We start from the raw sequence: 22,182 nt of genomic DNA, 5'->3' as shown, positions 1-22,182 counted from the left end.
TCTCAACACTGAGGGAATACCGTCGCCCCCCGCCGCTCGGCCGGCCTTCGCCGACTCGCCGTCGGCCGGCGACTCGTCTGAGCCCACGGGAGGGATACCACCGTCATGGCTTTCATCCACCACACCACGCTGACACCCAGCAAGCTGGAACTCCTCGCCGACTGGCTGCCCGCGCAGCCGTGGTACCGCGGCAAGGCAGGGCAACAGCCCGAGTTGGTGAAGTCCGGCGGATTCCGGCTGGACGACCCGGAGGGCGAAGTCGGGATCGAATTCATGGCGGTCACCGACACGTCGGGGGACCGCCCGGTCACGTACCAGGTGCCGTTCACCTACCGTGGCGCACCGGTCGCGGGCGCCGACGCGGCACTCATCGGCATGACCGAGCACGGGGAGCTGGGGCAACGGTGGGTGTACGACGGGACGCGTGACCCGGTTCTCGTCGCCCAGTTGTTCGCGCTGATCGTCGGCAAGGCCGAGCCGCAGATGCAGAGCACGAGCCACACCCCCGACCCTTCCGTCAGCGGTTGGTTCGCGGAGTCCGGCGTCACGACGGCGATCGCCTCCACGACCGTGAGCGACGACCCGGACGGTACGGACCTCCTCGTGGAGACAGCATCCGACGGACGCCGCCTGACCATTCACATCAACCGCGTTCTCCGGCCCGGTCAGGACACCGAGGGGCAGGTACTCGGCCACGTCACCGCGGACGCGCCGATGCCCGACGGCACCACGGCGCGCACCGCGTTCGCCGTCGTTCACGCACGCCCGTAGCCCACTTGGGCACCGGGGCGGCCGCAGGCGGGCGCGAAGGCCGGCCGCGCCCCACCGCTGTCAGTGACCGCGTCTAGAGTCGCCGTCATGGCGACGCTCCCGAACCCGCTTCCGTCCCTGGTCACATCCGGGCTCCAACTCCCGCCCGGCACACTGGTGGACGAGACGCACGACGGCCCGTGGCACGAACCGCTGCTCTGGTACGCGGACGGGCCCGCGACCCCGGACACCTGGCCGCGACTGCTCGCCGAAGGCAGGGCGGTCGGGCTGCTCCCCGTACTGCTGGACGGCGGGACACGCGGTGAGTGGCCCGAGAACTGGGAGCTCAGCCCCGGCATGACGTCGTACCCCGGCGATCACGACGCCGAAGAGGTGCTGGGCGAACTCTGGGAGGAGTACGCGGAGGACGAACTCGAAGGCGCCGCGATCGAGCCGTTCGGCCCGGACTGGCCGGGCCTCGCACCCGACCCGTCCGTGAGCGACACCGTCGACGCGGAGGAACGGGCCGCCGGGATCGTCGCCCGGCTCACCGCCGAGGACAGCCGGATGCCGGGAGCCCGCGCGGCCCTGGTGCCCGCCCGGCGCAGCGCGGACATACCGGCGGCGATCGGCTGGACGGGCCCGCTCAATTACGAGAACGACGTGGCGCGGCTCTGTGCGGTGCTCCGGTCCTGGGAGGACCGCTTCGGCATACGGGTCGTGGCGCTCGGCTTCGACCACCTGACCGTCTCGGTGGCCACACCGCCCACCACTGTCGACGAGGCGGTGGCGGTCGCCGCCGAGCACTTCGCGTTCTGCCCCGACAACATCGCCCACAACACCCCGGACACCCTACGCGCCTACGCGGACCAGTACGTGCTGGGCAAGGAGTCCTGGTCGTTCTGGTGGGACTGAGGGCCGGGGCCCGGGACCTCGCCCCAGGTCCCGGCCCCCTCTCCCGCTAGTGGATCCTGAAACTGTCGACGATCATGTAGTCGCCCGTCTTCATGACGCCCTTGAGGGTGTGGATTCCGGGTGCCAGCCCGGTCGCGCTGAAGACGGTCTTCTGGTGCACGCGAGTGGCGTTGTAGTTGTCGATCGTGCCGACGGACCGGCCGTCGAGGAAGAGCTCGACCTCGCCCTCGTCGGTGTTGACCTGGGTGATGAGGTCGATCGCGGTGCCGTTGAAGGCGAGCTCGAAGGAGTCGCCCGGGGCCTGCGTGGCATGCACGTCGTCGGCCCATCCACCGGCCCCGCCCCGGGACTTGTTCTTCCAGTCCCATCCGGCGCCCGTGTACACAACCCCTGAGGTGTTGTTGATCTGCTCGCCGTCGACGGGCTTGCGCAGGGTCACGTCGGCCGATGTCTGGTTGCGCCAGACCTTCAGTGGAACGTCGGTGCCGGGAGCCGCCTGGTTGTACACGAGCCAGAAACTGTTGCGGTCGGTGACCTGGCGGCCTCCGATCTCTCTGATGACGTCATTGGCGCGCAGCCCCTGCCGGTACGCCTCCGAGGTGTTCGGCACGGAGGCCAGGTGCAGACCGTTGGTGTCGGTCAGGCCCGTGGCGGACTTGATCGCGTCGGAGTGGATCCGCGTCACCGGGGCGCCCAGCAGCGGTTCCGGGAAGGCGTCGAGGGTGTCGGTGGCGGGAGGCACGGTGGGCCAGGTGAGCGGCGGCGGCGTGGGGGAACCGGCCTTGCCGAAGCCGTCCATCGCGATGTTGCGGAAGCCGAGCGCCAGCGCGGGAGAATCGGACCCGACGGTGTAGTCGAGCTTCTTCGGGTCGTCGAAGGGGGAGGCGCCCGTGAACTTCGGGTCGGCGATCACCGACCGGGTGTCCAGCCCCTGGGCGCGCCAGGCGTCGCCGATCCCCTGGACGCTCTTCCCGTTGTTCCAGAACAGGTTGTCGTTGATGACGGGCTTGCTCCTGGCCATGTCGACCTGGATCAGGCTGTAGGGGGCATCGGTGACGAAGACGTTCTTCTCGACGACATCGCCACTGTCCGCGAACCAGACATGGAAGTGCGCGCCGCCGTTGACGAACACGTTGTTGCGTACGGTCCGGTGGAAGCCTTCGCGCAGCTTGACCCCGCCGTTGAGCAGCAGATTGTCCTCGATGAGGTAGTTGGAGCTGCCGTCGTCGAGGTCGATGTCCCAGTGCGAGGAGTGCCGGATCCGGTTGTGGCGGATGACGGTCGTCTCCATGGCGTCCAGTCCTGCGTACGACTTCTTCGTCGCGTCGTCGGCGGTCAGCGGCCAGAAGCGGTCGCGGCCCCAGGAGTTGAACGGCCCGTGGTCGGACGTCTCCTTCACGCAGTTGAAGATGTCGTTGTTCTCGATGAGGTGCCCGCCCCACGTGCCGTCGTTGATGTCGACGCATGCACGGGGACCGTCGTGGATGGTGTTGCCGTCGACGGTGACGCGGCGGCTCATCGATATCTGCACGCCGGAGGTCTGCTTCTCGAACTGACCGTTGTCGTGCATGTAGTTGTCGCGGATGCTGATGTCGCGGGGGTAGTTCTCGGTCTTCGGTCCCGGCTGGGTGTCGCTGATGGTCCTGCGCATGCTGTCCCAGGTGGACGGCTCGCGGACCGCGTCAGGACTGCCGATGACAGCGACATCGGAGGCTCCGGAGTGGCTGAACTCATTGCCCGAGACGGCGTCACGGCTGTTGTACCCGTCGACGAGTACCGCGTTGCCGCCCACCTGGTCGAAGTGCGAGTCGCTCACCACGACGTTCTCGGTGTTCTTCAGATGGACCGCAGCCGCTCGCGCGAATGCCCAGTCGCCGAGCTGGAGCTTCTCGTACGGCTGGTTGAACAGCGTGCGATGGGTCTGGGTGAAGGTGAAGCCGGAGAAGGTCAGATGGTGGACGGCGTCGCCCGGACTATCGCCCTCCACTCGGATCAATTCGTTCTGCTCTGCCGTCTCGACACGCGCCTTCGCGGGATCGACGCCCTCGGGGGGATGGAAGTAGAGCTTCCCGGCGGGCTTGTCGTAGAACCACTCGCCGGGCGCGTCGAGCTCCTCGAAGACGTTCTCGACCATGCGGTACGTACCGTGCAGACCGCTGCCCCGGTTGTTGTCACCGACCCAGGCAAGCTCCGGCGTGCCGTCCGCCTTCACGCCCGTGACCTTGAAGGAGTTCCCGCCCCACATGCCGTTGTGCAGACCACGCACGAGAGCCGTCGTCGGATTCTTCCAACGGGCCACGCGTTGCGCGGAGACGGCGTCGGATGCGTACCCACCGAGGATCGCCGTGTCCGGGTCGTGGTTCGGGTAGCGGGCAAGCGTCTGCCGCTCCCCGTCGAGGAAGAGCCCGTCGAAGTCGAGGCCGGCTCCGATGTCGGCGACCTCGACGGCGCCCGAGTAGGAGCGCCACTGGGGTGCGAGAGAGCGGCCGCCGCTGATGACGACACGCTCGCCGGGCGCCGCGGCATAGCGGACCGGGGCTCTCGCGGTACCCGAGTCGGCGGCGCCGAATCTCAGCGTGGACTGCACCCGGTACGTACCGCCGTGCACCACGACATCGACCGGTCTTCCCTGACGCACCGCCGTACGAAGCGATGTGCGGACGGCCTTCTGAACCCGCTCCAGCGTCTGGAACGGCTTGGCCGCCGACCCCTTGGCCTTGTCACTGCCGGTGGGTGAGACATGAAAGACGATCGGCGCCCCGCTCCCGGCGGCGGCAGGGGCGACGGGCAGTACAACCAGCCCGACGCCCATCGCGGCGACGGCCACGACGGAAGTCAGCGCTGAGGCCGGGGTTCGGCGGCCGGGACACAGGCCTGGGACGGTGCGCATGGGCACTCCTCATCGACGGTCACGTCGGGTCGGCTTTCCAGGGAAGTCAGGCATCCAATGTCTGCGCCCAACTTCTGCGAGTTGTACGGGGATTACCGCGCCGAAAGCTATAAATACATCGGATGACCGTCAAGAGGTTGGGACGCCCAGGATCGCAACAGAGCTTCCGGAAGAGCTCCGCCCGAACGCACGAAGGCCCGGCCCACGGGAACTCCGTGGGCCGGGCCGCTTCGAGAATGCGTCTGCTCAGCGCCGCCCGAGCCGCTGCGCGACCTCCGTCGCCCAGTACGTCAGGATCATCTGCGCACCCGCGCGCCGGATCCCGGTCAGGCTCTCCATGATCGCCGCGTCGCGGTCGATCCAGCCCTTCTCGGCGGCGGCCTCGATCATCGCGTACTCGCCGCTGATCTGGTACGCGGCGACCGGCACGTCCACCGAGTCGGCGACCTTCGCCAGAATGTCCAGGTACGGGCCGGCCGGCTTGACCATGACCATGTCGGCGCCCTCTTCGAGGTCGAGCGCCAGCTCGCGCAGGGACTCGCGGGTGTTCGCCGGGTCCTGCTGGTACGTCTTGCGGTCGCCCTTGAGCGAGGAGCCGACCGCCTCACGGAACGGCCCGTAGAACGCCGACGAGTACTTCGCCGTGTAGGCGAGGATCGAAACGTCCTCGTGGCCCGTCTGGTCGAGCGCGTCACGGATGACGCCGACCTGGCCGTCCATCATGCCGCTGGGGCCGACCACATGGGCGCCCGCGTCCGCCTGGACCTGGGCCATCTCGGCGTACCGCTCGAGGGTGGCGTCGTTGTCGACGCGGCCGTCGGCGGTCAGGACGCCGCAGTGACCGTGGTCCGTGTACTCGTCGAGGCACAGGTCCGACATGACGACGAGGTCGTCACCGACCTCTTCGCGCACCGCGCGCAGACCGACCTGAAGGATGCCGTCCGGGTCGGTGCCCGCCGTCCCCCGGGCGTCCTTCTTCTCGTCCGCCGGAACACCGAAGAGCATGATCCCGGACACCCCGGCCGAGACCGCGTCGACCGCGGCCTTCCGCAGGGTGTCCAGGGTGTGCTGCTGGACACCGGGCATGGCCGAGATGGCGACGGGCGCCGTGATGCCCTCGCGTACGAACGCGGGCAGGATCAGGTTCGCCGGGTCGAGCCGTGTCTCGGCGACCATCCGTCGCATCGCCGGGGTCGTCCGCAGCCGCCGGGGGCGGGAGCCGGGGAAGTTTCCGTACACAGTCATCCTTCGACGATAGACCCGTACACATCACCCTCTTACCGACACCCGTGCCGGAAAAACGGACCGGAGAACGGGCAGGGGCCCGGCCGCCGAAGCAACCGAGCCCCTGAACACCCCCGAACGGGCCGGTCAGGTCGTCGTACGACGCCTGCGCGCACCCGGACGCCGCTCGCTCGGCCGCGTCACCGGGTCACCGGCCTCCTTCGCCGCCTCCCGGCGCTGCGCGCCGAACTCGGCGAGCGCCTCGGCCAGCTTGTGCACCGACGGCTCCGGGGAGAGCACGTCGACCCGCAGACCGTGCTCCTCCGCGGTCTTCGCCGTGGCGGGGCCGATGCACGCGATGACGGTCACGTTGTGCGGCTTGCCCGCGATACCGACCAGGTTCCGGACGGTCGACGACGAGGTGAAGAGCACCGCGTCGAAACCGCCGCCCTTGATCGCCTCACGGGTGTCGGACGGCGGCGGCGAGGCGCGGACCGTGCGGTACGCGGTGACGTCGTCGACCTCCCAGCCCAGCTCGATGAGGCCGGCGACGAGCGTCTCCGTGGCGATGTCGGCGCGCGGCAGGAAGACACGGTCGATCGGGTCGAAGACCGGGTCGTACGGCGGCCAGTCCTCCAGCAGACCGGCGGCGGACTGCTCACCGGACGGCACCAGGTCCGGCTTCACCCCGAAATCGATCAGTGCGGCGGCGGTCTGTTCACCGACCGCGGCGACCTTGATCCCGGCGAAGGCACGGGCGTCGAGCCCGTACTCCTCGAACTTCTCCCGGACCGCCTTGACCGCGTTGACGCTGGTGAAGGCGATCCACTCGTAGCGGCCCGTGACGAGACCCTTGACCGCGCGCTCCATCTGCTGGGGCGTACGCGGCGGCTCGACGGCGATCGTCGGGACCTCGTGCGGCACGGCGCCGTACGAACGCAGCTGGTCGGAGAGCGACGCCGCCTGCTCCTTCGTCCGCGGCACGAGCACCTTCCAGCCGAAGAGCGGCTTGGACTCGAACCACGAGAGCTGGTCGCGCTGGGCGGCGGAGCTGCGCTCACCGACCACGGCTATGACCGGCTGGTGCCCGTCCGGCGACGGCAGCACCTTCGCCTGCTTCAGGACCTGGGCGATCGTCCCGAGGGTCGCCGTCCAGGTGCGCTGGCGCGTCGTCGTACCCGCGACCGTCACGGTCAGCGGGGTGTCGGGCTTGCGGCCCGCCGAGACCAGCTCGCCCGCGGCGGCCGCGACCGAGTCCAGCGTCGTCGAGACGACCGCCGTGGCATCGCTCGCTCCGACCTCGGCCCAGCAGCGGTCCGACGCGGTCCGGGCATCGACGAACCGGACGTCGGCGCCCTGCGCATCACGCAGCGGCACACCGGCGTACGCGGGCACGCCGACGGCGTTCGCGACACCTGGCACGACCTCGAAGGGAACGCCGGCCGCGGCACAGGCGAGCATCTCCGCGCCCGCGTTCCCGTCCAGGCCCGGGTCCCCGGAGACGGCACGGACGACCCGCCTGCCGCCCTTCGCGGCCTCCATGACAAGATTGGCCGCGTCCCTGAGAACGGGCACCCCGGCGGCTGTTGACGTCACGTCAACAACCGCCAGCTCGGGCGTGCTTACGCCTGCCCGCGCATGGCCGCGGACGACGCCGAGAACGTCCGGCTCGGCGACAAGGACGTCCGCGCTCGCGAGCGCCTCGACAGCGCGCAGAGTCAGCAGTCCCGGATCGCCGGGACCGGCGCCGAGGAAGGTGACGTGCCCTGCGGGCAGGACCGGAAAGTCGGATGCGGCGGGGCCGGTGGGGCTCAAAGTGCTCGCTCCCCCATAAGACCGGCCGCACCCTTGGCAAGCATCTCGGTCGCGAGCTCGCGACCGAGGGCCGCCGCGTCGTCGGGCGACGTGGGGACGGGACCGGTGGTGGACATCTGTACCAGCGAGGAACCGTCGGTGGAACCGACGACACCGCGCAGGCGCAGTTCGTTGACAACCTGTCCGTCGACCAGGAGGTCGGCCAGCGCACCCACAGGTGCGGAGCAGCCGGCCTCCAGGGCGGCGAGCAGGGCGCGCTCGGCGGTCACGGCGGCCCGGGTGTACGGGTCGTCGAGCTCGGCGAGTGCTGCGGCGAGGTCCGCGCTGGCTGCAGCGCATTCGATCGCCAGTGCTCCCTGGCCGGGAGCGGGCAGAACGGTGTCGACCGGCAGGAAGTCGGTCACCTCACCGATCCGGCCGAGGCGGCTGAGCCCGGCCGCGGCAAGAACCACCGCGTCCAGTTCACCGCTTCGTACAAATCCGATACGCGTATCGACGTTGCCGCGGATCGGCACGGTCTCGATGTCGAGGCCATGGCTACGGGCGTACGCGTTGAGCTGCGCCATGCGTCGGGGCGAACCCGTGCCGATGCGGGCACCGGACGGCAGCTGCTCGAAGGTCAGCCCGTCCCTCGCCACCAGCACGTCGCGCGGGTCCTCGCGCACCGGCACAGCGGCGAGGACGAGACCCTCGGGCTGCGCGGTCGGCAGGTCCTTCAGCGAGTGGACGGCGAAGTCCACCTCACCGCGCAGCAGCGCCTCCCGCAACGCCGCGACGAACACACCGGTGCCGCCGATCTGCGCGAGGTGCTCGCGGGAGACATCTCCGTACGTGGTGATCTCGACGAGCTCGACGGCGCGCCCGGTCACCTCGCTGATCGCGTCGGCGACGAGGCCGGACTGCGCCATGGCGAGTTTGCTGCGCCGGGTGCCCAGCCGGAGCGGCGCGTCGGCCTGCGCCCGCTGGGATGAGTTGTCGGTCATGACCGCCCTCTATTCGGGTCGTTCAGGTCTGCCCGGGAGACGGCGGCGACCGTCTGCGGGTCGAGGTCGAAGAGTTCCCGCAGCGCATCGGCGTACCCGGCGCCGCCGGGCTCGCTGGCGAGCTGCTTGACCCGCACGGTGGGCGCGTGCAGGAGCTTGTCGACGACGCGGCGCACGGTCTGCGTGATCTCGGCGCGCTGCTTCTCGTCCAGGTCGGGGAGGCGTCCGTCGAGCCGTGCGATCTCGCCGGCCACCACATCCGCGGCCATCGTGCGCAGGGCGACGACGGTCGGCGTGATGTGGGCGGCGCGCTGGGCGGCACCGAACGCGGCGACCTCGTCGGCGACGATGGTGCGCACCTGGTCCACATCCGCGGCCATCGGGGCGTCCGCGGACGCCTCGGCGAGCGACTCGATGTCGACGAGGCGTACACCGTCGAGGCGCGTCGAGGCGCCGTCGATGTCACGCGGCATCGCGAGGTCGAGCAGGGCGAGCCTGACCGGCCCGGCGGACTGGGACTGCGCGGGCACGGTGGCCCGGCGGACGGTCTGCACCTGCGCGGTCGTGGTGGCTGAGCCGTTCTCCACCCACGCGGCGTGCTGATCCAGGTCGGCGGTCGGCACGGCGGGCGCCGGGGGCGCGGTGACGGCTGCGTCGAAGGGCAGCCCGAGCGCTCCGGCGACGGCTTCGGCGGTCAGCACGAGACCGGTCGCACCGGTGCAGGAGACGACGACATCGGCACGTGTCAGTTCGTCGGAGACCGCGGCCATCTCCACGGCGCGGGCGGTCACTCCCGTACCGCCGGGCTGATGCAGGATCTCGACGAGCCGGTCGGCGCGGGCCCGGGTCCGGTTGGCGACGACGATCTCGGCGACACCGGCACGAGCCAGCGTGGCGGCAGCCAGCGAGGACATCGAACCGGCGCCGATCACCAGGGCACGCTTGCCCTTCGCCCAGACGGCGACATCGACGCCGTCGGCGAGCTGCTGCAGACCGAAGGTGACGAGCGACTGCCCGGCCCGGTCGATCCCGGTCTCGCTGTGGGCACGCTTACCGACCCGCAGGGCCTGCTGGAACAGGTCGTTCAGCAGCCGGCCGGCCGTGTGGAGCTCCTGCCCCAGCGCCAGCGCGTCCTTGATCTGGCCGAGGATCTGGCCCTCGCCGACGACCATCGAGTCCAGCCCGCACGCCACCGAGAAGAGGTGGTGGACGGCCCGGTCCTCGTAGTGCACATAGAGATACGGAGTGAGCTCGTCCAGCCCGACCCCGCTGTGCTGGGCGAGGAGCGTGGACAGCTCGGCAACACCGGCGTGGAACTTGTCCACGTCGGCGTACAGCTCGATGCGGTTGCACGTGGCCAGGACGGCGGCCTCGGCCGCGGGCTCCGCGGCAAGGACGTCCTGCAGCAGCTTGGCCTGCGTCCCGGCAGCCAGCGAGGCCCGCTCCAGTACGGAGACGGGGGCGCTGCGGTGGCTCAGTCCTACGACAAGAAGACTCATGCCGGCATCACGGCGGGAACGTCCCCGTCGGGTCCCTTCCGGCTGCTGTCCGTGACGGCGCGCACGGGCGGCGCGGCCGGGTCGACGCTGCTCCCGCCGACGGCTTCCTCGCCCGCCTTCCGCTGCTCGTGGAAGGCAAGGATCTGGAGCTCGATCGACAGGTCGACCTTGCGGACGTCGACGCCGTCGGGCACGGAGAGCACCGTCGGCGCGAAGTTCAGGATGGAGGTCACGCCCGCGGCGACGAGCCGGTCGCAGACCTGCTGCGCGGCACCGGCCGGGGTCGAGATGACACCGATCGACACGCCGTTGTCGGTGACGATCTTCTCCAGCTCGTCGGCGTGCTGGACGGGAATGCCGGCGACGGGCGTACCGGCCATCGCCGGGTCGGCGTCGATCAGCGCGGCGACCCGGAAGCCACGGGAGGCGAAGCCGCCGTAGTTGGCGAGCGCGGCGCCGAGGTTACCGATACCGACGATGACGACCGGCCAGTCCTGGGTGAGCCCGAGCTCACGGGAGATCTGGTAGACGAGATACTCGACGTCGTAGCCGACGCCGCGCGTCCCGTACGACCCGAGGTAGCTGAAGTCCTTGCGCAGCTTGGCGGAGTTGACCCCCGCCGCCGCGGCGAGTTCCTCGGACGAGACCGTGGGGACCGAGCGCTCGGAGAGCGCGGTCAGTGCGCGGAGATACAGCGGAAGCCGGGCGACGGTGGCCTCGGGGATTCCTCGGCTACGGGTCGCCGGTCGGTGAGTTCGGCCAGTTGCCACGGTGCTCCTGCGGGATGAGCGGGGCTGCAGGCGGCCATATGTTCCAAGACCGCCCCGTCGAATGCAGGCTATGTCTTTGTGAACGCGTGCACAAAGATGGTGTCCGTTTTGTCCGGTCAAAGTGACCGGGGTCACGCACATTCGTCGCGCGATCCCGGAACCATGGATCGCATCAGCCCGTTGCAGGCCCGAAGGGGGCAAGGCGGTACACACTCCTCACAACTACACCCCCGAGACCACTCAAAACGCCCACGATGGTAACCGGGTTTCACTCAGGAAAGCAGTGCGCTGCGCAGCCTCGCCGGGTCCACACGCCAGAATGTGTGCTGTTCGTTATCAATGAGGACGACCGGAATCTGCTCCCAGTACTCCCGGTGCAGCTCCTCGTCCTGGGTGATGTCCTTCTCCTCCCAGGACGCGCCGGTCTCCTCGCAGACCTTCCTCACCACCAGCCGCGCGTCGTCACAGAGGTGACAACCGGGTTTCCCGACCAGGGTCACGACACGGTCCGCGGGCTTCTTCTTCGTGCGACGCAACAAGGCACTCATGTCTTTATTCTGCGCCGCCCGCCCACCGTTTCCGGAGGCCGTCGGGCGCCGATCCGTTACGCCCGGAATCGCCCGTTTAACAATTCGGTCCCCGAGAGTTCACGCCACCGCATCCCGGCACGTCGGGAAAGGCCGAACGGACTGGCTATGCTCACGACATGGCCGCTCTTGGATGGCTCACACCCCGTAGGCGTTCCGCGACAGCACGGAGCGTGCTGGCAGGCGAGGCAGCAGCCGAGGCAGCGCGGAAGTCGTCACTCCCCGCCGAACAGCCCGCCGGACGATCCACCGGCACGGCCCCCGTCACGACCGAGGAGCCGGAACCGGCCTTCCCGGTCGTCGGCGACGAACGGGCCGCCGCCTTCTTCGACCTGGACAACACCGTCATGCAGGGCGCGGCGATCTTCCACTTCGGCCGCGGCCTGTACAAGCGCAAGTTCTTCCAGCGCCGTGAGCTGACCCGGTTCGCCTGGCAGCAGGCCTGGTTCAGACTGGCCGGCGTCGAGGACCCGGAACACATGCAGGACGCCCGCGACAGCGCCCTGTCCATCGTCAAGGGCCACCGCGTCTCCGAGCTGATGTCCATCGGCGAGGAGATCTACGACGAGTACATGGCCGACCGCATCTGGCCCGGCACCCGCGCCCTCGCCCAGGCCCACCTCGACGCCGGACAGAGGGTCTGGCTGGTCACCGCCGCCCCGGTGGAGACGGCCACGATCATCGCCCGCCGCCTCGGCCTGACCGGCGCGCTCGGCACGGTCGCCGAGTCCGTCGACGGTGTCTACACCGGCCGCCTGGTCGGCGAACCGCTGCACGGGCCCGCGAAGGCCGAGGCGGTCCGCGCCCTGGCCGCCGCCGAGGGCCTCGACCTGGCGCGTTGCGCGGCGTACAGCGACTCGCACAACGACATCCCGATGCTGTCCCTGGTCGGACACCCGTACGCGATCAACCCGGACACCAAGCTCCGCAAGCACGCCCGGGCCCTGGACTGGCGGCTGCGCGACTACCGCACGGGCCGCAAGGCGGCCAAGGTCGGCATCCCGGCCGCCGCCGGTGTCGGCGCTCTCGCGGGCGGCACCGCGGCCGCAGTCGCCCTGCACCGCCGCCGTCGCTGACCCGCGGACGCACCGACGCACCGACGCACCGACGCACCGACCATGTGGCCCGGCCCCCGCCTCGGGGGGCCGGGCCACGCCCGGCCGCGCCACCAATCGGGACCCCTTACCCACCGACTGCTCCCGCCAGTCGGATTGCGCGCACCCGACCACAACCCGTCGCGGCCGCAGCCAGATCACGAAGTAATCCGATCAATAACCGGTCACGATGTGCTACCTGATGCGTCGCATAGTCGCCACAGAAGCGACGGAATCGATGATTTGAGCAACTGGGTGTAGCACTGCCTGTACGAAGCGTTATTCTCCTCAGACGCATTCCGGAACCTCCGCTCACTACGACGAGTGACGGTTTCGCACTGCACGTGATGGAAGCTCTGCCTCTGGGAGTCCCGTGTACCCACACGTCGGGGTTGACGCCTCGGGCCTGGCTACGCTGCGCGCAACGGTCGCCGACCGCTTGCGCGGCTTCGTCCCCACCGCGTACGCCGTACCCGCCTTTGCCACCCCTGCACCTGTCGGCCCTTGCTACGCCCTGGCCGAACGCGGTGCGGCGGTCGGAAGACGCAGCAACCGCGGCGCAACGACCACGTCCACCGTTCGTCGGCCGACCGCCGACAGCGACAGCGCGCGCATGATGGATCTCGTCGAGCGCGCACAGGCCGGAGAGGCTGACGCCTTCGGCCGCCTCTACGACCAGTACAGCGACACCGTCTACCGGTACATCTACTACCGGGTGGGCGGCAAGGCGACGGCGGAGGACCTCACCAGTGAGACCTTCCTGCGCGCCCTGCGTCGCATCTCCACCTTCACCTGGCAGGGCCGCGACTTCGGCGCCTGGCTGGTCACGATCGCCCGCAACCTGGTCGCCGACCACTTCAAGTCCAGTCGGTTCCGGCTGGAAGTGACCACCGGCGAAATGCTCGACGCCAACGAGGTCGAGCGCAGCCCCGAGGACTCCGTCCTGGAGTCCCTCTCCAACGCCGCGCTGCTGCAAGCCGTGCGCCGACTCAACCCCCAGCAGCAGGAGTGCGTGACGCTGCGCTTCCTGCAGGGCCTCTCGGTCGCCGAGACGGCCCGCGTGATGGGCAAGAACGAGGGCGCGATCAAGACCTTGCAGTACCGCGCCGTCCGCACCCTTGCCCGGCTGCTGCCCGACGATGCCCGCTGAGAACACCCTCGGCGACTCCCCGATCACGCACTGGTCCGATCATCTTTCGTGCGTAACCCAAGTGCCGCGCCACTCGTTGTGCCGGTTGCAGGCCCCCTGTCGTCACTCCATGTCCGCCGACACTCACTCTTTCGTGTGGAAGCGCTCAAGGTGTGCAACCTTCCGGACCCCCAGGGGAGTCGACCGTCATGACGAGAGGAGGTGCCGCCAGTGATCGCAAACGTTTCGGCACACCGGCGGGCGAACGCCTTCGCCCAGGCCCTGGAGGAGCAGGAACTCCAGGGTGCGGCGGCCGTACAGCCCGAGGAACCGGCCGAACCGGCCGACCACGGAACGCTGTTGGCCCTGGCGAACGGCCTCGGTGAGCTGCCGAGACCGGAGTTGGATCCCCAGGTCAAAGTGGTGCAGCGAGCGCAGCTCGTGGCCGCCATGGAGGCCATGTTTGCCGAGGGCGGCGCGTCCACGGGCCCTACGGTGCCTGAACAACGGAGCAAGGGGGCCCACCGGGCCTCCCCGCTCCGAAAACTGCGCCCCCGCTCCCGCTGGACAAAGGGTCTCGCCGCCGGCGGGCTCACCGTCGGCGTGGCCGCGGGAGCCTTCGGCGGAGTAGCCGCTGCCAGTTCCGACGCCCTTCCGGGTGATTCGCTGTACGGGCTGAAGCGTGGCATGGAGGACATCCACCTCGGTATGGCCAACGGCGATACCGACCGCGGCAAGGTCTACCTCGACCAGGCATCGACGCGGCTGAGCGAGGCCCGCAGGCTCATGGAACGCGACCGCGTGGGCGATCTGGACCACGAATCACTGGGCGAGATCAGGCGCACGCTGAACGGCATGACGCACGACGCCACCGAGGGCCACCGCCTGCTCCACGCCGCGTACCAGCGCGACGGAACACTCGGCCCGATCCAGACCCTGGACTCCTTCTCCCGCAACCACCGCGGAAGCTGGAGCAGCCTGCGCGACCGCCTGCCGGTCCAGCTGACGGACGTCGGGGACGAGGTCAGCTCGGTCTTCGAGGCCATAGACCAAGAGGTCGCACCACTGCAGTCCCTGCTGCCCGTCACGCCGGACCGGATCACCGACTCGCAAGAGTCCGGCTCGTCGCAGCAGTCCGACGACCCGTCCCTCATGGACAGCCCGGCGCCCTCGTCCCCCGACGCCTCACAGGGCCGGCGGGGCGACACCGGCATCCCGGACCCGTCCGGTTCGCCCTCCACCCCGGCCGACGGCCTGATCGCAGGCGCGAGCGGCCTCCTGGACCCCCCGTCACCGGGCGCCACCCCGTCCACAACGGGCAGGGGATCCACCTCACCCACCCCGGACATCACACTGCCCCCGCTGCTCCCCGGGCTGCTCCCAGGCCTGGGAATCAACAACGAGAGCGCAGACGACTAGCGGACCCGTGGCCCAACCGTCCTCAATCGCCGGCACATCAAGCCTGCCCGGCGATTGAGGACAAACCGGCCCCCGGACGCCCCGGGCGCACGCACCGTCAGAAGAACACCGACCGCCGCTGAACCAACAACTTGTACAGCGTGTGCTGAATCTGCTCCCGCACCTGATCCGTCAAGTTGAACATCAGCATCGGATCCTCCGCCGCCTCCACCGGATACCCGTCCGTGGAAATCGGCTCACCGAACTGAATCGTCCACTTCGTCGGCAGCGGAACCGCACCCAACGGTCCCAGCCAGGGAAACGTGGGCGTGATCGGGAAGTACGGAATCCCCAGCACCCGTGCCAGCGTCTTCGCGTTGCCGATCATCGGGTAGATCTCCTCCGCCCCCACGATCGAGCACGGCACGATCGGCACCCCGGCCCGCAGCGCCGTCGACACGAAGCCGCCCCGCCCGAACCGCTGCAGCTTGTACCGATCGCCGAACGGCTTGCCGATGCCCTTGAAGCCCTCCGGCATCACCCCGACGACCTCGCCCTGCCTCAGCAGCCGCTCCGCGTCCTCCGCGCAGGCCAGCGTGTGGCCGGCCTTCCTGGCCAGTTCGTTCACCACCGGCATCACGAACACCAGGTCCGCGGCGAGCAGCCGCAGATGCCGGTCGGCCGGGTGGGTGTCGTGCACGGCGACCTGAAGCATCAGCCCGTCCAGCGGCAACGTCCCCGAGTGGTTGGCCACGACCAGTGCCCCGCCGTCCGACGGGATGTTCTCGATGCCCTTCACCTCGACCCGGAAGTACTTCTCGTACATCGGTCTCAGCACCGACATCAGAACCTGATCGGTGAGCTCCTTGTCGTACCCGAACTCGTCGACCTCGTACTCACCGGTGACCCGCCGCCGCAGAAACGCGAGCCCACTCGCGATCCGCCGGTCCCAGCTGCCGCGCCGAGCCCCTTCCTGAGCCTGCGCACCCCCCACGGGTTCCCCGCCCCCCTGTCCCACCTCCTGCGCCTGCACGGTGTCGTGCTGCCCCGGCAGGGCACTGAGGGCGGCGGTGCCCACAGCGGGCCCCGCCGCCGCCCGCCGGCGGGCGGAACGCTGCGCGCCACCCGACCGTGAACGGTCGTCATCGAACGGAATGACCTTGGCATCCGCCATCGTCGGTGCGCTCCTCTACCTGACGCCGGGGGTCGGTTGTGTGTCGCCTGCCCCGGTGATCACCGGAACCTCGCCGGTCCCGCCGGCGAACGGCATCGCCGCCAGCCGGTCGACGGCCCTGCCCACCGTCCCGGGCGGCAGCAGTCCGGGGCCCAGGCTGCCCGCGAACGCGGCGAACGTCTCCGAGGTGGTGAATCCCGGGTGGAAGCCCAGCGTCTCGCGCATCTGGACAGTGGAGACCACCCTGCCATGCGTGAGCAGCCGGATCTGCTCCGGCGAGAAGTCCGTCATGCCGACCGTACGAAGCGCCTGCCCCACCCAGGTGACGGCGGGCAGCAGCACCGGCATCGTCGGCCGCCCGAGCCGTCGCGCGCACTGCGAGAGCAGCAGCACCCCGTCGCCGGCGATATTGAACGTGCCACTGTTCAGCGTCCCGCGCCGCGGCTCGTGCGAGGCGATCCTCAGTACGTCGATGACATCGTCCTCATGCACGAACTGGAGCCGCGGGTCGTACCCGAACACCGTCAGCAGCACGGGCAGTGCCAGGTAGTCGGCGAGCGGCGAGTCCGCGTCCGGCCCGAGGATGTTCGCGAACCGCAGCACGCACACGGCCACGTCGGGCCGGCGGCGAGCGAAGCCCCGTACGTATCCCTCGACCTCCACGGCGTCCTTCGCGAAGCCCCCACTCGGCAGGGACTTGGGTGGGGTGGTCTCGGTGAAGACCGCCGGATCGCGCGGCGCGGAGCCATACACACTCGTACTGGACTTGACCACCAGCCGCCGGACCGTCGGCGACTTCTGGCAGACACCGAGCAATTGCATGGTGCCGATGACGTTGGTCTCCTTGACGGTGGTCCGGCCACCCGCTCCGAGCGCCTTGCCGCTCACGTCCAGATGCACGACCGTGTCGACGGCGTGCGCGGCAAGGACTCTGGCGATCGCGGGCCGGCGGATGTCCACACGTACGAAGTCGGCGTCACCCAACTGGTGTGCGGGCGCGACCGCGTCGACGGCGATCACCCGGTCCACGTCCGGATCACGCTGGATGCGCCGCACGAATCGGCCGCCCAGTTGCCGGGCCGCTCCCGTGACGAGCACGACCTTCCCCAAGATCAGCGCCTTCCGTCGAAGAGGTTTCCCCTGGCCGTCACCGTAGCGGGTGGATGTTGCCCTGTGATGACTGCGCGGCGGCCTTCTGCCGAGTCTTTGGCCCAAATGTGCGTCACACGGCCCAGGCACGCCCGCAGAGGCCCCTCCCGCAAACGCACCGCAGCCCTCCCGCCGTACTGGCGGGAGGGCTGCGGATTCACGAACTGCGTTCGCTTACTTCTTGTTGCGACGCTGAACGCGCGTGCGCTTGAGCAGCTTGCGGTGCTTCTTCTTGGCCATCCGCTTGCGCCGCTTCTTGATAACAGAGCCCACGACTACCCTCGCTCACTTCTCTTCACTGGTGCGGGGCGTCTGGGCCCACACGACCTACGTCGGCCTAGCCTACCCGCCACCGGGTGAGGGACGTAATCCGAGGCGACCGTCAGGCGGACTCCACCCCCACAAAGGACTCGCGGAGATACTCGTGAACCGCTTGCTCCGGGACCCGGAAGGACCTGCCCACCCGGATCGCCGGCAGATGACCACTGTGCACCAAGCGGTACACGGTCATCTTCGACACGCGCATGACCGAGGCGACTTCCGCCACGGTCAGAAACTTGACCTCGTTGAGAGGCCTCTCGCTGCCAGCACCAGCCATGACCCACCTGTACCTTCCGCACGAGACGCGCACCGGCTTCCCCTCCGGTGACTCTTCGTCGTTGTGCGCTCACTCCCCAGATTAGGGGCGGGTGATGCGAGTGGGGAAGAGGAGGGACCATCGGCCGCCTACTGTGACAGACGCGCCCGATTGAGTACATAGCGAGTAAGCGGCCGGTAGTGAGCGGACCGCACGGCGTCGTCGAGCGGAACGGCGACCGAAACCCGCCCCTCGGCCTCCCCGACGAACAGTGCGGGATCGTCCGTATCCGCCAGACCGATTGCCTCAATGCCCAACTGACCTGCGCCGCAGACCCAGCCATGGTCCCCGACGACGAGCTCAGGAAGCCGCCCGTGAACCATCACCGCCGCCTCCAGCGCCACCCGGACCGGCAGCGGCGAGTGGGTATGTGCGCCCGGCTCACTACCGTGGGGCCGCACGCCCGGTTCGCGCACCATGGCGACTCCCCGTACGTAGTCGAGCTTGTACGTGCGTACGCCGAACCGGGTCGTTATGTCGATACATCTCCCCTGCGCGGGGGTGAGTACGGCGCACCCCGCCGCCGACATGGCGTCTGCCAGCGCGACGTAGAACCCGAGCAGCCGGTGCGGATGACCGGTCCCGAACAGCACCGGTGCCCTCCGGACCGCCGCGCTCGACAACCGCTGGGCAAACGCATCCAGACCGGCCAACGTCCGCTCCGGATCGATCACATCAGGACCCGCAACGTGAGCGGGATCGTTCGAAACCCCGCACTTGTCAGCCATCAGTCGAAGCAGATCCGGCTCCTTCCACCCCCATGCGGGGTCGAGCCCGAGCATCACCCGCGGATCCCTGGCCGCGAACAGCCGATAGCTCCGCAGACTCACCTCCCGCGAGGTGGCCACGGGTCCGGCCAGCCGGGCCGCCAGCAGATGCGCGCGCAGCGCTCCGGTGCTCAACACTCTGCCGATGCTGCCTCAATCACCCGGACGGAGGGCCAAAAGAGGGGTTGGGCCCCACAGTTGGCGTAACTCGTCCCCACCACCGCGCAGAAACGGCCGAACCGGACCGCCCCCGCCCACCTCAGGCCAGCAGCCCCCGCAACGGGAACGCCGCCCGCCTGGTCGCCCGCACCGCCTGGTCCAGCCGGTCCGCCGGGTCGTACCCCGTCTCCCACGACTGCCACGAAGGCGTACGCCCGTCGGTCATCCGAGCCGGCCCCAGCTGCCGGGTCCGGGCATAGACCTCGTCCCGCCACGAGGCAGGAATCACCGCCGCAGGGTCCACCGGCGCATGCGCGGTGATCCCCACCAGATGCGTCCAGGACCTCGGCACCACATCGACGACCGCATACCCGCCCCCGCCGAGCGCCACCCACCGCCCGCCCTCCGCATGCGCGTGGGCGAGCTCATGGCACGACTCCATGACCGCCCGCTGCGCGTCCAGCGACACCGCCAGATGCGCGAGCGGATCCTCGAAATGCGTATCGGCCCCGTGCTGGGTCACCAGCACCTGCGGCCGGAAGTCCGCGATCAGCTCCGGTACCACCGCGTGGAACGCCCGCAGCCACCCCGCGTCACCCGTACCGGCGGGCAGTGCCACATTCACCGCGGCTCCCTCTCCCGCACCGGAACCGGTCTCCTCCGGCCAGCCGGTCTGCGGGAACAGCGTCCGTGGATGTTCGTGCAGCGACACGGTCAGAACCCGCGGGTCCTCCCAGAACGCGGCCTGCACCCCGTCACCGTGGTGGACGTCCACATCGATGTACGCGACCCGCTCCGCACCCAGTTCCAGCAGCCGGGCAATGGCGAGCGCCGGGTCGTTGTAGATGCAGAACCCCGCCGCAGCGCCCGGCATCGCATGGTGCAGCCCGCCCGCGAAGTTCACCGCATGCGCGGTGTCCCCGCGCCACACCGCCTCGGCGGCGGCCACCGACTGCCCGGCGATCAGCGCCGACACCTCGTGCATCCCCACGAACGCCGGATCGTCCATCGTCCCGAGCCCGTAGTTCTGATCGGCCGCCCTGGGATTCGCGGAGGCCGCGCGCACGGCCGCCACGTAGTCCTCACGGTGCACGAGCCGCAGAGTGGATTCCCCGGCCGGCTTGGCGGCCACCACATCCACCACGCTGTCGAGACCGAAGGCCCGCACCAGCCCCATCGTCAGGGCCAGCCTGACGGGGTCCATCGGGTGACCGTCCCCGAAGTCGTATCCCGTTACTGCGTCATCCCACATCAACTGTGCGCGGCCGCTCATGCCCGCCACCGTATCGGGCAGGCTCCGAACCGAACGACTTGGCGTACACGAGCGTGGCGAGCACCAGCACCATCGGGACCAGCATCGCGCCCCGGTAGCTCCACGCATCCCCGAGCGCACCCACCAGAGGCGACCCCACCAGGAACCCCACATAGTTGAAGACATTCAGCCGGGCGATCGCCGTATCGCTCGCCCCCGGGAACATCCGCCCGGCAGCCGCGAACGTCTGCGGCACGATCACACAGAGCCCGAGCCCCAGCATGGTGAACCCGAGCATCCCGATCCACGCCCCGGAAGCCACCGCCACCACCGCGAAACCCGCCGCAGCCAGCACACTCCCGAACCGTACGACAGCCACGGCCCCGAACCGCCGCACCCCGAAGTCCCCCACGGCCCGCCCGAGCAGCGTCGTCACCATGTAGACGTTGTACGGAACGGTCGACAGCTGCTCGGAACTCCCCAGCACGTCCTGCAGATACTTCGCACTCCAGTTGGAGACCGTCGAGTCCCCGATGTACGCGAAGCTCATCACCAGACAGAGCGGCATCAGCAGCTTGAACGAGACCGAGCCGCCCTGACGCTCTGTCTCCTGCCTGTCGTCCTCGGCCTTCCCCTCGACGTACCACCGGCTCCCGATGAACGCGCCAGGCAGCAGCAGGACGACCGCGGGAAGGTACGACACAAGCAGTGTGAGATCCCAGTGCGCCCCGGCCCACGCCATCGACGCCCCGGCGATCCCGCCCAGGCTGTACGCGGCGTGGAACCCCAGCATGATGCTGCGTCCGTACGCCCGCTGAAGGCTGACCCCCATCATGTTCATGGAGGCGTCGAGCGCCCCGACGGACAGTCCGAACACCCCGAGCGCGACGGCCGCCTGCCACAGCTCGCTGCCGGCACCGACACCGAGCAGCGCCAGCAGCACAAGGGGCTGCGCCCACCTCAGTACGACCCGGGGCCGTACCCGCGCGACCACCTTCTCGGTGACCACGCTGCCCACACCGGCCAGGATCGGCACAGCGGCAAGGAACACGGGCAGCAGCCCGTCGGATATCCCGTACCGGTCCTGAATGGCAGGAATGCGCGTCACGAGCAGGGCAAAGGTGACCCCTTGCACGAAGAAGCTCAACGCCAAGGAGGCCCTACCGTGCCGCAACCGCGCATCCGTCATGGCCGCAGCGTAGGGCCCTGGCCTACCCATGGGTAGATGGATCAGGCGAGCATTTCCCGCAGTTGGGCCATGTCGGAGAAGTGCCCGGTCACCCCGGCGAGCTGGTCGGCGGGCATCATCGACGTGAACCCGTACACATCCATCCCCGCGGCCCGCGCCGCCTCCACCCCGAGCGGGCTGTCCTCGATGACGACACACCTCTCGGGCGGAACGCCCATCCGCTCAGCGGCAAGGAGGAACAGATCGGGGGCCGGCTTACCGTGCCCGACGTCCTCCGCGCTGAAGATCCACTCCTCCTCGAACCACTGGTCGAGCCCGGTCTTGCGGTGCCCGACCCGGATCCGTTCGTGGCTCCCGGAGGACGCGACGCAGTACGGCACGCCGTCGGCGACGAGCTTTCCCAGCACGTCGTCGACGCCCTCGACCGGTTCCAGCTCCTCCTGGAACGCGGCGAAGATCCGGGAGTGGAGCGTCTCGTCGAAGTCCGCGGGCAGCTTCTCTCCCGTCCTTTCCTCGACGAGGTCGTGCACCCGGTGCACGGCCGACCCCATGTAGTCACGGAGCGATTCCTCGTACGAGGTGGGGTGACCGAGCTCGGTCAGGTAGCCGGAGAGGACGGTGTTGGAGATCGGCTCACTGTCGACGAGCACACCATCGTTGTCGAAGATGACCAGTTCGTAGCGCATGGTTCGAGCCTAGACGCTCAGAACGCAGAAAAGCCCCGTGCCACAAGGGCACGGGGCTTTCCCGGAATAATTGTTCGGCGGCGTCCTACTCTCCCACAGGGTCCCCCCTGCAGTA

General features: G+C 69.3%; 20 protein-coding genes. 5 read left to right on the top strand and 15 right to left on the bottom strand.

The window, feature by feature from the left end; translation table 11 throughout:
* Window positions 1-105 precede the first annotated feature (105 nt).
* The gene (locus ACFU8W_RS33385; RefSeq protein ID WP_384045242.1) at window positions 106-771 is read left to right on the top strand and encodes a 1,4-alpha-glucan branching protein; all 666 of its coding nucleotides are present in this window, start codon (window positions 106-108) and stop codon (window positions 769-771) included.
* Between the two features lie 87 nt (window positions 772-858).
* A complete protein-coding gene (locus ACFU8W_RS33380; RefSeq protein ID WP_384045239.1) occupies window positions 859-1,665 on the top strand; it encodes a DUF4253 domain-containing protein in 807 nt (268 codons plus the stop codon).
* A 46-nt stretch (window positions 1,666-1,711) separates the two neighbouring features.
* Here ACFU8W_RS33380 and ACFU8W_RS33375 read toward each other — a convergent pair whose 3' ends face one another.
* From ACFU8W_RS33375 to ACFU8W_RS33345, 7 genes are all read right to left on the bottom strand, one after another.
* Entirely contained in the window at window positions 1,712-4,555 is a 2,844-nt protein-coding gene (locus ACFU8W_RS33375) for a right-handed parallel beta-helix repeat-containing protein (protein ID WP_384045236.1), read from the bottom strand.
* A gap of 246 nt (window positions 4,556-4,801) precedes the next feature.
* Entirely contained in the window at window positions 4,802-5,800 is a 999-nt protein-coding gene (hemB, locus tag ACFU8W_RS33370; protein WP_384045233.1) for a porphobilinogen synthase, read from the bottom strand.
* Between the two features lie 126 nt (window positions 5,801-5,926).
* The gene (locus ACFU8W_RS33365) at window positions 5,927-7,594 is read right to left on the bottom strand and encodes a bifunctional uroporphyrinogen-III C-methyltransferase/uroporphyrinogen-III synthase (protein ID WP_345517536.1); all 1,668 of its coding nucleotides are present in this window, start codon (window positions 7,592-7,594) and stop codon (window positions 5,927-5,929) included.
* The gene (gene hemC / locus ACFU8W_RS33360; RefSeq protein ID WP_384045230.1) at window positions 7,591-8,577 is read right to left on the bottom strand and encodes a hydroxymethylbilane synthase; all 987 of its coding nucleotides are present in this window, start codon (window positions 8,575-8,577) and stop codon (window positions 7,591-7,593) included. The genes ACFU8W_RS33365 and hemC overlap by 4 nt, the downstream gene beginning before the upstream one ends.
* A complete protein-coding gene (locus tag ACFU8W_RS33355) occupies window positions 8,574-10,076 on the bottom strand; it encodes a glutamyl-tRNA reductase (RefSeq protein ID WP_384045227.1) in 1,503 nt (500 codons plus the stop codon). The genes hemC and ACFU8W_RS33355 overlap by 4 nt, the downstream gene beginning before the upstream one ends.
* Window positions 10,073-10,846 carry a redox-sensing transcriptional repressor Rex gene (locus ACFU8W_RS33350; RefSeq protein WP_384045224.1) on the bottom strand — a complete coding sequence of 258 codons (774 nt, stop codon included), beginning with the start codon at window positions 10,844-10,846 and terminating at the stop codon, window positions 10,073-10,075. Before ACFU8W_RS33350 ends, ACFU8W_RS33355 begins: the two co-directional genes overlap by 4 nt.
* Window positions 10,847-11,118: 272 nt before the next feature.
* Window positions 11,119-11,394 carry a glutaredoxin family protein gene (locus ACFU8W_RS33345; RefSeq protein ID WP_384045221.1) on the bottom strand — a complete coding sequence of 92 codons (276 nt, stop codon included), beginning with the start codon at window positions 11,392-11,394 and terminating at the stop codon, window positions 11,119-11,121.
* A 158-nt stretch (window positions 11,395-11,552) separates the two neighbouring features.
* Between ACFU8W_RS33345 and ACFU8W_RS33340 the strand changes: the two genes are divergently transcribed.
* From ACFU8W_RS33340 to ACFU8W_RS33330, 3 genes are all read left to right on the top strand, one after another.
* The gene (locus ACFU8W_RS33340) at window positions 11,553-12,509 is read left to right on the top strand and encodes an HAD-IB family hydrolase (protein WP_327245754.1); all 957 of its coding nucleotides are present in this window, start codon (window positions 11,553-11,555) and stop codon (window positions 12,507-12,509) included.
* A 391-nt stretch (window positions 12,510-12,900) separates the two neighbouring features.
* Window positions 12,901-13,677: an ECF subfamily RNA polymerase sigma factor, BldN family gene (locus tag ACFU8W_RS33335; RefSeq protein ID WP_030928170.1), complete on the top strand. Its 777-nt coding sequence runs from the start codon at window positions 12,901-12,903 to the stop codon at window positions 13,675-13,677.
* Between the two features lie 210 nt (window positions 13,678-13,887).
* Complete coding sequence (locus ACFU8W_RS33330; protein WP_384045218.1) at window positions 13,888-15,075, top strand: DUF5667 domain-containing protein; 1,188 nt, start codon at window positions 13,888-13,890, stop codon at window positions 15,073-15,075.
* Between the two features lie 97 nt (window positions 15,076-15,172).
* On the opposite strand, the gene ACFU8W_RS33325 is transcribed toward ACFU8W_RS33330, so the two are convergent.
* The 8 genes from ACFU8W_RS33325 to ACFU8W_RS33290 all read right to left on the bottom strand — a co-directional run bounded on the left by ACFU8W_RS33325 (window position 15,173) and on the right by ACFU8W_RS33290 (window position 22,067).
* The gene (locus ACFU8W_RS33325; RefSeq protein WP_384045215.1) at window positions 15,173-16,228 is read right to left on the bottom strand and encodes a lysophospholipid acyltransferase family protein; all 1,056 of its coding nucleotides are present in this window, start codon (window positions 16,226-16,228) and stop codon (window positions 15,173-15,175) included.
* A gap of 15 nt (window positions 16,229-16,243) precedes the next feature.
* Window positions 16,244-17,338 (bottom strand): NAD-dependent epimerase/dehydratase family protein, encoded by a 1,095-nt coding sequence (locus ACFU8W_RS33320; RefSeq protein WP_384045212.1) that lies wholly within the window; start codon window positions 17,336-17,338, stop codon window positions 16,244-16,246.
* Window positions 17,339-17,551: 213 nt separating this feature from the next.
* Window positions 17,552-17,650, bottom strand: coding sequence for a 30S ribosomal protein bS22 (locus tag ACFU8W_RS33315; RefSeq protein ID WP_003948845.1), 99 nt, complete (start codon window positions 17,648-17,650; stop codon window positions 17,552-17,554).
* Window positions 17,651-17,759: 109 nt separating this feature from the next.
* The gene (locus ACFU8W_RS33310) at window positions 17,760-17,975 is read right to left on the bottom strand and encodes a helix-turn-helix domain-containing protein (protein WP_266984444.1); all 216 of its coding nucleotides are present in this window, start codon (window positions 17,973-17,975) and stop codon (window positions 17,760-17,762) included.
* A 128-nt stretch (window positions 17,976-18,103) separates the two neighbouring features.
* Window positions 18,104-18,919 carry a phosphatase gene (locus ACFU8W_RS33305; protein WP_345517528.1) on the bottom strand — a complete coding sequence of 272 codons (816 nt, stop codon included), beginning with the start codon at window positions 18,917-18,919 and terminating at the stop codon, window positions 18,104-18,106.
* 121 nt (window positions 18,920-19,040) lie between these two features.
* Window positions 19,041-20,213: an acetoin utilization protein AcuC gene (locus tag ACFU8W_RS33300; RefSeq protein WP_384045202.1), complete on the bottom strand. Its 1,173-nt coding sequence runs from the start codon at window positions 20,211-20,213 to the stop codon at window positions 19,041-19,043.
* Window positions 20,182-21,381, bottom strand: coding sequence for an MFS transporter (locus tag ACFU8W_RS33295; protein WP_384045200.1), 1,200 nt, complete (start codon window positions 21,379-21,381; stop codon window positions 20,182-20,184). Before ACFU8W_RS33295 ends, ACFU8W_RS33300 begins: the two co-directional genes overlap by 32 nt.
* Window positions 21,382-21,422: 41 nt before the next feature.
* Complete coding sequence (locus tag ACFU8W_RS33290) at window positions 21,423-22,067, bottom strand: HAD family hydrolase (protein ID WP_384045197.1); 645 nt, start codon at window positions 22,065-22,067, stop codon at window positions 21,423-21,425.
* Window positions 22,068-22,182: the final 115 nt, after the last annotated feature.

It is taken from the genome of Streptomyces sp. NPDC057565 (assembly GCF_042801455.1).
Taxonomy (GTDB): domain Bacteria; phylum Actinomycetota; class Actinomycetes; order Streptomycetales; family Streptomycetaceae; genus Streptomyces; species Streptomyces yanii.
This window is presented reverse-complemented; position numbering and strand designations above follow the sequence as displayed.